Raw genomic sequence first — 12,184 nt, 5'->3', positions numbered from 1 at the left:
ACTTATTATTCGATAATTATCAAACAATCTACCAATTAAGCTTCTTCGTCTTCTTTACGACGACGGCCTGCAAGACCAAGACCAAGTAAGGCACTTGCGGCTGCTGCTACCATAGCTACAGTAGAATCTGCTGTACCTGTATTTGGCAATTCTTTAGCGACTGTACGCGCGTTTGCTGCTGCTTGGTTGGCATTTGCTGCTTGAGCAGTAGCTGGAGCTACATCTGATGTTTGAGCAGCTTGGTCTTTAGCTGGGCTTGTAGGGTCAGTTGATGGAGCAACTTTCGCCATAAAGTCTTCGATACGTTTAACCATTGCATCCACTTCATCTTGGCTTGCTTTCGGATCTGCAAATACTTTCTTAGCGTCTGCCAATAAGTCAGTCGCTTCTTTTGCAGTTTCTGCATCAAGCCTAGCTGATTCTTGGATGAACAATTCATCTAATTGATGGATAGCACCTTCCAACTTCGCTTTATCTGCTTTTGCGTCAGTGTTAGTAGCTCCGTTATTACCAGAAGTTCCGTTACCGTTACCACTGTTATTGCCTCCACCATTTGATGGTACATATGGACGTTGTTTGAATGCGTCATCTCTTGAAATAGCTAATACTTTACCTTCTTTGGTTACAATCGTTACATTTCCTTCTTCGTCAATGTTAACCACTAAATCAGTCTTACCATCTTTAGTAACTTTCATATTACCATCTTTATCGATTGTAATTGTTACGTTAGAATCTTGTGAAGTATAAACTGTGTTTCCTTGTGCATCTGTTTCTTTCAAGAAGGCATCAAGATCAAATTCATCTTTAGAGTTAATAAGATCTAAAACCATGAATTGGAATTTCGCTTTTTCTTCTGGAGTAATATTAGCAAGGTTTGCTACCGTTACTTTACTCAAGTCGAAATCAAGATTATTACCACCGTTTTTAGCTTTCGCTTCTTCTGCATTCTTCACTAGTTGTTCTTTAGAAATTGTTGCTGTCGAACCGTCTGGCATTGTTACTGTTGCGTTTCCTTTATCGTCTACGACTACAGTTGCACCTGGGTTAACTGCTTCAATTGCTTTCTTAACAGCGTCTTTTTCGTCTTTTGTTAAGTTTTCTTTATTTCCAACTAATGTACGGATAGCTGGTGTTTTCACTTTAGCGTTCTTAGCTTCGTCAGCTAATTTTTCTACTGGGATGACTAAGTCTGAAGCTGGAATATTAAGAACTGTGCCATCACCTTTGGTTACTGTTGCGTTTCCTTTATCGTCTACTACTACAGTTGAACCTGGGTTGACTGCTTCTACAGCTTTCTTAACAGCTTCTTTTTCAGCATCTTTAAGTTTAGTTGGATCTGCTACTACAGTCTTAGCTGCTGGTGTGTTTGCATCGTTACCACCATTTGGTTTCGTAGCATCATCTTCAACTTTAACTAAGTCTGTTGATGGGATAACTGAAACATTACCATCTTTGACTACTGTTGCATTTCCTTTATCATCTACTACAACTTTAGCGTCTGGATTTGCTGCTTTAACTTTGTCTTCGATGACTTTCTTCTCAGCTTCAGTTAAGGCATTTGGATTTGCGACTTTTGTCTTAGAGGCTGGTGTAACTGCATTGTCTTTAGCTTTTCCATCGTTCACATCTTTTTCAGATTTTGTTAAATCTGATGCTGGAATAACTGCTGTATTTCCGTTTGGAAGCGTTACTGTTGCGTTGCCTTTATCGTCTACTGCTACAGTTGAACCTGGGTTGACTGCTTGAACTTTAGCTTCGATTGCTTTCTTCTCTTCTGGAGTTAGAGCATCTGGATTTGCAACTTTTGTCTTAGAAGCTGGTTTAACGATGTCATTTCCTGCTTTTGGTGCTTTTTCTGCATCTGATGACTTAGTTAAGTCTGCCGCTGGAATGACTGCTGTCTTACCGTTTTCAAATGTTACTGTGGCGTTTCCTTTGTCGTCTACTACAACTTTAGCACCTGGATTTACTGCTTTAACTTTAGCAACAATTGCATCTTTCTCTTTTGGAGTTAGAGCATTCGGATTTGCCACTACAGTCTTATCGGCTGGTTTAACGATGTCGTTTCCTGCGTTTGGTTTAGCTGCGTCTGATGCTGATTTTGTTAAGTCTGAGGCTGGAATGACAACTGGTTTTCCATCTTTAGGTGTAACTGTTGCATTTCCTTGGTCGTCTACTACTACAGTCGCATCTGGGTTGACTGCTTTAACTTTAGCTACGATTGCATCTTTTTCATCTTGTGTTAATGAGTCTGGATTTGCTACTACAGTCTTGTCAGCTGGTTTAACTACGTCGTTTCCTGCGTTTGGTTCTTTAGCCGAATCCGCTGTCTTAGTTAAGTCTGAGGCTGGAATGACCGCTACTTTACCATCTTTAGTTGTTACTGTTGCGTTTCCTTGGTCATCTACAACTACAGTTGCGCCTGGGTTGACAGCTTTAACCTTATCTTCGATTGCTTTCTTAGATGCTTCTAAGTCATTTGGATCCAAGACTGTCTTATCTGCTGGTGTGTTGACATCGTTTCCTGCATTTGGCTTAGCTGCTTCTGCTGCTGTTTTCACCAAATCTTTCGCTGGGATAACCACTGTCTTACCATCTTTAGTTGTTACAGTTGCATTTCCTTGGTCATCAACAACTACAGTTTTAGCTTCTGGATTCACAGCTTTAACTTTAGCTGCGATTGCATCTTGCTCGTCTTTTGTTAATGATTCTGGATCTTCTACAACTGTCTTGTCAGCTGGTTTAACTACGTCGTTACCTGCGTTTGGCTCTTTAGCTGAATCTGCTGTCTTAGTTAATGCCACCGCTGGAATGACCGCTGTCTTACCATTCACTGTTACTGTTGCGTTTCCTTTGTCGTCTACTGCTACAGTTGCACCCGGGTTAACTTCTGCTACTTTAGCTGCGATTGCTTTTTTATCATCTTCTGTTAATGGTTTAGAAGAATCAACCGCTACTTTATCTGCTGGTGTGTTGACATTGTTTCCTGCATTTGGTTTCGCTGCTTCTTCTGGAGTTTTCACTAAATCTGCCGCTGGAATTGTTGCAACTTCTCCATCTTTAGTTGTTACCGTTGCATTTCCTTTATCGTCAAATGCCACCTTAGCTTCTGGATTTACCGCTTTGATTGCGTCTGCAATCTTAGCTTTATCTTGGTCTGATAAATGATCTGGATCACTTACAACTACTTTATCAGCTGGTGTGTTAACTTTGTTTCCTGCATTTGGTTGTTTAGCTTCTTCTTGACTTGTTACTAAATCTGCCGCTGGAATTGTTGCTGTAGCTGTATTACCATCTTTATCTTCTATAGTTACCGTTGCATTTCCTTTATCATCTACGAAGATCGCTTTTGCATCTGGATTAACTTCTTTAATCTTAGCTTCAATCGCTTTTTTCTCTTCTTGAGATAATGGTTTAGTTGGATCAGCTACTACTACTTTATCAGCTGGTTTGTTAATGTTGTTTCCAGCTTTTGCATTTTTAGCTTCTTCTGCAGTTTTCACTAAATCTTTTGCTGGAATTACAAAGCTTCTACCATCTTCTGTAGTTACCGTTGCATTTCCTTTATCGTCCACTACTACAGTTGCTCCTGGGTTAACTTCCTCAACAGCTTTCTTAATAGCTTCTTTATCCAAGTTAGCTGGATCTGTTACTAACACTTTGTCAACAGGTTTCTTAATTAAATCTTGTTTCTCAGGTTTTAATAAATCTGCTTTTGGTTTCGCTAAGGCTTCTACAGGAATTGTTGCGATGTCTCCATTTGCATTCTTAACAGTCGCATTTCCTTTTGCGTCAAATACTACTGTTGCTCCTGGGTTAACTTCTAAGATGTTTTTCTCAATCTCTTGAATATCTTCCGCTGTTAATTTATCTCTATCTTTGACTAAGACTCTGTCTGCTGGTGAATTGATTTTATTTCCTGCATTCACTTTAGCTTTATCAGCGTCAGTCTTCGTTAAATCAGCTACTGGAATTGTTGCAGTTTTACCTTCTGGTGTTGTTACTGTCGCATTTCCATTTTCATCTACGAATACTGTTGCTCCTGGATTTATACGTTGAACTTTAGCAGCGATTTTTGCTTTAACATCATCCGTAATTTGTCCATCTTTAACAAACACTCGATCTGCTGGTTTGTTGATAAGGTTACCTGCTTTTGCATCGCTTAATACTTCATCATCAGTTTTCACTAAATCATCCGCTGCGATTACAGCTGTCTTACCATCTTTAGTTGTTACTGTCGCATTTCCTTTTTCATCCACGAATACCGTTGCATCTGGGTTAACTTCTGCAACTTTAGCTTTAATAGCTTTACGGTCTTCATCAGTTAAGGCATCTTTATCAGCAACTACTGTTTGATCGATAGGTTTCTTAACCGCATCTTGTTTCGCTGCATTTTCCAAGTCTTCTTTAGCATTTGATTTCACTAAATCAGAAGCTGGGATTGTCGCTGTAGCTGTAGTTCCGTCTTGATTTGGTACTGTTACTGTTGCGTTTCCTGCTTCGTCAAATACAACTTTAGTTCCTTCAGGGTTTACCTCTTGAATCGCTGCAGTAATCTTAGCTTTTTCAGCATCAGTTAATTCAGCTGGATTTGCTACTACTGTTCTTTCTGCTGGAGTATTTACTTCGTTTCCTGCTTTTGCAGACTCTTTAGCCGTCGGATCTTTCAATAAATCATCTACAGAAATCGTTGCTGTATTTCCTTCTGGAGTCGTTACTGTTGCGTTTCCTTGGTCATCAACAAAGACAGTCGCACCTGGGTTTACTGCTTCAACCGCTTTTTGGATTTTAGCTTTAACTTCATCTTTATTCGGTCCAACTAAATCTGCCACCGCTGCCGCTACTTTATCCGCTGGTTTGTTGATGTTGTTTCCTGCTTTTGCACCATCAACTTCTTGTGGAGATTTCACTAAGTCTTCTTTGGCGATTACTACAGTTTTTCCTTCTGGAGTTGTTACTGTTGCATTTCCTTCATCATCAACTACGATAGTTGTCTTCGGATCTCTATTTACTTTAGCAATTTCTTTCTTGATAGCTTCTTTTTCAGCTGGAGTTAATTTACCTGCTTTCTTAACAAGTGTTTTGTCCGCTGGTTTCTTAACTTCATCTTGCTTGTCTGGGTTCCTTAAGTCAGCTGCATCTTTTGCTAAATCAGAGGCTGGAATTGTTGCTACAGCTCCATCTTTCGTTGTTACTGTTGCGTTTCCTTTTTCGTCAAATGCAACTGTTGCACCTGGGTTCACTTTCAGGATTTCTGCTCTAATCTTATCTTCATCAGCCGTAATATTAGCAGGATCTGTTACAACCACTTTCGTTGCTGGAGTGTTTACTTTGTTTCCTGCATTTGGTTGAGTTGTATCTTTGATAAGATCTTCAACAGGGATTGTCGCTGTTTTACCATCTGGAGTTGTTACAGTCGCATTTCCTTGGTCGTCTACGAATACTTTTGAACCTTCTGGATTCACTGCTTCTACAGCCGCTTTGATTTTAGCTTTAACGTCTGCTTTCTTCGCATCATCAGCTAAATCAGCTTTTGTTGCTGCTACTTTATCGGCTGGTTTGTTGACGTTGTTTCCTGCTTTTTCATCTTTAGCTTCTTCTGGAGATTTCACTAAATCAGATGCTGGAATTGTTGCTGTTTGTCCGTCTGGTGTAACTACTGTTGCATTTCCTTTTGCATCAACTACTACTGTTGCATCTGGGTTTACTGCTTGAACTTTAGCTTTGATTGCTGCGATATTTTCAGGTGTTAAAGCATCTTTATCAGCAACTACTTTGTCTACTGGTTTGTTGATGTTGTTTCCTGCTTTAGCAGTTTCTTTGTCAGCTTCTTTCTTCACTAAGTCAGCTTTAGGAATCACGACAGTTTTACCTTCTGGTGTTGTTACTGTTGCATTTCCTTTGTCATCAACTACTACAGTCGAACCTGGGTTTACTGCTTCTACAGCTGCTTTAATAGCATCTTTAGCGGCACTTAAATCTGCATTTGGATCATCTACTAAGGCTGGATCAACTACTACTTTGTCTGCTGGTTTGTTTACAGCATCTTGTTTCGCTGGGTCAGCTAAGTCCGCTTTAGTTTTTACTAAATCAGTCGCTGGAATTGTTGCAGTTTTCGGTTGTTCACCTGGTGCTGCTGGTGTTGTTACTGTTGCATTTCCTTTTTCGTCAAATACTACGTCAGCACCTGGGTTTACTGCTTGAATTTTAGCTTTAATTGCATTTTTATCATCTTCTGTTAATGCAGCTGGATTGTCTACCACTACTCTATCAGCTGGAGTATTTACTTGGTTTCCACCGTTAACATTGTCTTTATCCGCATCTGATTTGACTAAATCTGCCACTGGAATTGTCGCAGTTTTACCATCTTTCGTTGTTACAGTCGCATTGCCGTTGTCATCGACTACTACTGTAGCATCTGGGTTCACTGCTTCAACTGCTGCTTTAATTCTAGCGATTTCAGGATCTGTTAGTTGCTTACTGTTATCAACACGTACTCTGTCTGCTGGGTTGTTGATGTTGTTACCAGCTTTTGGAGTAGATTTTTCATCAACACCTTTAATTAAATCATCTGCGTCAATAACTGCTGTTTTACCTGCTGGTGTTGTTACAACTGCATTTCCTTGGTCGTCTACTACTACAACTGCACCTGGGTTTACTGCTTCAACTTTCGCCTTAATCACGTCTTTTACTTTAGTACGTTCTTCTGGGCTTAATGCTGCAATATCTTCTACAACTGTTTGGGCATTCGGTTTGTTGATGTCATCTCCACCGTTTGCTTTCTTAGCATCTTCTTCTGTCTTGAATAAGTCACCTGCTGGAATTGTCGCAATTGTTCCGTCTTTAAGAACTACTGTTGCATTTCCTTCAGCGTCATATTTAACAGCTTTAACTTTTTCGTCGCCACCATTTAATTTTTTCAGTTTTGCAGTTGCTTTTTCTTGATCAGCTGGATTTGTTGCATTACCAACTACTTTATCTGCTGGTTTAAGAATTCCTGCATTACCTGAATCAGGATTTGCTGCATCAGCTAAAGTACGCACCAATTCTTTGGCTGTAAATCCTGCTGTATTTCCTTCTGGTGTTGAAACCGTTACTGTTCCGTTATCATCAATTGTCACAACAGCATTAGGGTTTACTTCACGAACAGCCTTTTTGATATTTTCTTTATCTGCATCTGTCAAACTTTCAGGATTTGCAACAATCACTTTATCCGTTGGACGGTTGATGTCGTTACCACCGCCTGCAGTATCTAAAGCATTTACATCTTTTGTTAAGTCTGTTTGTTTTAATGGTTCAGCCACTGTTTTCCCTGGTAAGGTTACTTCAGCACTTCCATCAGCCTTAACAACGACTGTAGTCCCTGGAGGGTTTACCGCTTCAATCGCTTTTTTAAGTTTTTCCTGTTCTTCAGGTTTTAAGTTTGTTGGATCTTCAGCAATTACCTTGTTCGCTGGTAAACGAGCAGAGTTGATGGCTTTAATCGCTGCTTCTGCTGATTTCTTAGCTTTAGCAACATCAGCATTTTTCTTAGCACCATCGATTGCCTCTTCCGAAGCTTTCTTAACAGCATCTACCTCATCTTGAAGTTTCTTCTTAGCTTCTGGTGACAATGCTCCATCTTTCTCAATCTCTTGCTTTTTAGCAGCGGCTGTAGTTGCTACCTCTGTTTTAGCTTCTGGTTTTTTAGCAGCAGGTTTCTTAACACCCTCTACTTCTGTTTTCCCAGTGTCGCCAGCTGTATTGATTACGCCTTGTTCTTGTTCAGCTGCTTCAGGCGTTTCTGCATTATCATTTTTAGCCTTAATTTCAGCTTTTTTATCATCAGCAAATTTTTTAGCTTCTGCCTTCGCTTCTGCCTTTTCTTCCTCTGTTAGGTCAGTGCGGGCATCCATTTCTGCTTCTTTAGCTTTTAAAGCTTCATCGATTTTGTCTAATGCTGCTTGTTTACCGATTGGGTTGATTTTAGCAACTTCTTTGGTTCCTTCAGCTTGTTTTTCATTTACAGTAGTTTGGGCTGCTGTTGCCGCATCTGCTGTTTCTGCTGTTGCTGGTTGTTTTTCGATTTCAGCAAGGGCTGCTGCTGCCTTGTCTTCAGCATCTTTTTTAGCTTTTTCCTTCTCGGCTTGTGTTAAGCTATCATTGTTCGCAATAGCCTCCTTCTTAGCTTCCAAAGTCTTAGCGATTTCTTCTTTAGCTTTTTCTTTACCGATTGGATTTACTTTCGCTACAGCATCAGTACCATCTGTTTGAGCTGTTGTTATCGCAGTACTATTTGTAGCATCAGCGATTTTTTCTAATGCTGCATCTTTACCTGCAGTTACATCAGCAATAGCTTTATCTTTTTCAGCTTGTGATAAAGCAGTATTGTCAGTAATAGCTTTGATTTTATTATCAGCTTCAGTTGTTACTGCCTCAATTGCTGGTTGTTTATCTAATTTCACAACTTTCTCTACAGGAATGGTGTCTTTAGAACCATCTTGGTAAGTTACTACTAGGTTCGTACCGTCTTGAACAAGGTCTTTTACAACCTTCTTAGCATTTTCTGCTTCGACTGCTGTTCCTTTTTTAGCTTCTAAGTTCTTATCTTCATTTTTCTTAGAGTATTCTAATGGAAGATTTTCTTTAAGCTTAGCCAATTCAGCCTCTGGAATATGAGCAATATCTGTTACTACTGTCTTGTCAGCATCAGCTAATTCTCTAATGTCATATTTCTTCGTTTGAGATTTTAATACGATGCTGAATGAACCTGGGTCAGTTGCATATGAACCCAGAGTAGCTCTATTATGGATTTCTTTCCCATCTGTATCCACTGCTGTTGCATAACGAGTTACTAGACGATATTCATCATTATCACCTTTAGGGAACTTATTCTTATCAAGTCCCGCTGTATCTTTAGTTACTTTACCGTTAATTTTCACAATTGCAGGATTTTCTGCTGTTGCTGGTGTCTCTGCCGAAATCTGAGTAAATGTCATATCATATTCGTTATTTATGACATCAGGATTAGCTGCATCTTTAGCGCTTAAAGGTCTATTTCCACCTTGTCTAATTGTTGCAGATTTAATCTTACCTAAATCATCTGTATATTTAATGTCGATATTGATATCTTCATTAGCATAAATATAGATATCTTTTTTACCGTTTGCAGTTGTAGAGTAAGGAATTGTTACTTCTGGAGCATTATTTGTACGTGCAAAGTCAGTTAACGGTCTAGTATCTGTTGAACCATCTTTATAGGTTACAACTAGATTGTTATCAACTTTTTTAATGCTTGCGATACGGTCTGCTTGATTTTCTACAGCTTGACCTTTTTTATCAGCTAGACGAGCATCCATGTTGTTTTTAGAGTATTCAATCTTAATCTTATCTTTGATTTTATTAAATTCTGCATCACTCACATCTGACGCGTCATCCACTGCTACTTTATCAGCTTCTGCTGGTGTTTGGATGTCATACTTTTGAGTTTGTGGTTTCAATACAACTTCAAATGCTCCTGGGTCTGTTTGGAACGAATTACCTCGAGCAGTATTTTTAATTATTGCATTATCTAAGTCAGCCGCTGTTGCATATCGCTTACCTAACACTAAACCTTTAGTTCTGGCTGTTTCTAATTGTTTATTTGTTAGCTTACCTCCAGGCATTCCTGAATAACTAATAATTGCCGGTGAATCTTCTGTTGCTGTTGTTTCAGCATCAATAAAGTTCGCAGTGTATCCCCACTCAACATCTACTTTATTTTCTTCACCTTCTACTTTATTAAATGCATTATTCCCGCCTTGAACTACTGCAGCACTCTTGATCTTACCTGAGTCATCTTTGAATTTAATATCAAATGAATTTTCTTCTCCTCCATAAACATAAACCTGCTTTGTTGCAGCATCAGAGAATGGAATTTCGACTGTTGGTGCGTTATTGGTACGTGCCACATCAGAAATTGAAGCTGTGTCTGTTGAATCATCGTTATAGGTTACAGTGATAGTTTGTCCATTTACGTCAATACTTTTCACTACAGAAGCTTGATTATCTAAATCTTGACCTTTTTTAGATTCAAATCTAGCATCTTGGCTTGTTTTAGAATATCCAATTTTGATTTGGTCTTTAATTTTCTGAATATCAGTTTCCGTTAAGTTGTTAATATCTGAAACACCAATTTTATTAGCGTTATTTTCTGGTTGCTGGATGCTGTATTTATAAGTTTGAGATTTAACAACCATTTTGAAGTAACCATCGTGAAATGGTTTTGTTCCACCTGATATCTTATCTCCAGCTTCATCAACAATATGTAAATATCTATCCCCTAATACCGCATTTTGATTTTCTTGTTTAGTATAAGATGCAAGTTTCTTAAACGTATCATTTGGTTTTCCTGTTACACGTACTGTTACTGGACCTGTTGTTGGACTTGTAGTTGAATGGTATGACCATCCGAAACCATCTGTTTCTACTGGGTTAATAGGCGAAGATATAGGTCTTCCATCTAAATACTGCCCGCTCCCTTTTTTAACGGTCACTTCTGTTAATTTTTTACCAGTTGTTGAATTTACAGAAATCTCAATGTCTGTATCTTCTTCGTTATAAGCATAGACTTCTTTTGTCTTATCATTAGAAAATTCTATAGTATAACTTAAATTCCCTGAAGTTACCGTTGTAGGTGCATGAGTTGTAGCTGTCGCTTCTGTACGGAAAGCATTCTCTTTATCAATCTCTTTATCGTTACGTGGGTCGTTTGAACCTGTGTTTTCGATTGCGTTAGATTCTGATTTTTTCTCAGTGTTTTCTGCTTTTTTACCTACAGTTGGTTGTCCGTTAGTAGTGTCTACTTCTGGAGTTTCTTTTTTCTCTACAGGTTTGTTTTTTAATTTAGAGCTAGCTGTAGTGACAAGTTTGTTGTAAGCTTGTGTAAGTTCGTCTTGTGTTGTTGCGTTCGCTAGTGTAGCTTTTGCAGTTTCTAAGTCTGCTTTTAAGACTGCAACACTTTCTTCTGTCTTATTGGCATACTTACCTGCTGCATTTTTCCCTTCGATTTCTTTGATATAGTCTTCGAGTTGAGTTTTGTCCAAGGCAGGTGCTGGAGCTTCTTCTAGCTTAGTAGGCGTTTCCTCCTTAGCTGGTTCTGATGGAGCACTTTCTGCTGCATTTGGTGCTTCCCCTTCAGATACTGGAGCTGGTGCTTCTACAACTGGTTCCTGTTTGCTTAGCTCATTAGCTGATACCGCTCCATTTCCCAAGAACATGAACAGGGCAGCAACTGCTACGCTGGCTGCTCCAAAACTATATTTACGGATTGAGTAACGTGTGACTTTTTCACGGTGCGAGCGTTCAACACGACTCATAGGCGATTTCTTCTCCACTTATTGTGTTCTCCTTAAAAATATTTTTTATGTCCATATCTACATGCAAAGATTCCTCGCCATGGACGAGGTTTTGCATGTGATACTTTACTTCTTCATTGTACATGATAAGTGATATATATGCAAACTAAATGCTCATCAAATTTACTTAAAAAAAAAAACATTTTCAGACAATTTTTACAATTCGTTCGTTTTTATAACCAAAATTATGAATTTTTTAACTTTAAAATCAGGAAAATGCTTTAATTTTCTATATATTGTTATATTTCCTTGAAAACTAAAATTCGGAAATGAATTTGAATAAATTCTTTTTATTTTGAAAAGCAGATAACTTTGATACCTAAAAGGAACTATTCTTGTTTTTTTGAACAAAATATTCGTAAAATAAATATACAAGGATTTTTAGGTTTTTGGCTTTTTTTCTTCCAAAAATAGAACCTGTCAGTTAAATGCTCAGATTCTCTGATAGCTTTCTAGCAGAGCCCAACAGAACCAGACCCTATCTCTCATATGCACTATTCTCTTAAAATTCAAAGGCTAAACACGCCAGAGTCGCCTCACCGTAGAAATATGACTAACTTCCACATCCTAATTACGACCTAAAAGTGTTAGCAGTCTCTGGCTGGTCTGCCTGTTGCAACTAACAACTAAAGCTAAAATAAAACATGCTACCTCATTTTGGCAACATGTCATCTGTTCCTATTTACAGCAATGCCTCAAACTCAGCGACAGGCATGCCTAATTGCTCACTCGCAACCTCGGAAGTCAAAAGACCTTGGTGGACCATATCCAGAAAGGCAAAAAGTTTCCCACGCTCTAAACCTTGTTCA

1 protein-coding gene and 1 pseudogene are annotated in these 12,184 nt (G+C 38.8%); both read right to left on the bottom strand.

Going from position 1 to position 12,184, the window contains the following annotated elements; all coding sequences use genetic code 11:
- Positions 1–35: 35 nt before the first annotated feature.
- Positions 36–11,354 carry a DUF1542 domain-containing protein gene (locus tag WKI42_RS03480; protein WP_368081188.1) on the bottom strand — a complete coding sequence of 3,773 codons (11,319 nt, stop codon included), beginning with the start codon at positions 11,352–11,354 and terminating at the stop codon, positions 36–38.
- 703 nt (positions 11,355–12,057) lie between these two features.
- Positions 12,058–12,184: pseudogene (locus WKI42_RS11040) on the bottom strand (damage-inducible protein CinA); the annotation flags it as partial.

This window comes from Streptococcus pseudopneumoniae (assembly GCF_038148935.1).
Classification (GTDB): Bacteria; Bacillota; Bacilli; order Lactobacillales; family Streptococcaceae; genus Streptococcus; species Streptococcus pseudopneumoniae_U.
This window is presented reverse-complemented; position numbering and strand designations above follow the sequence as displayed.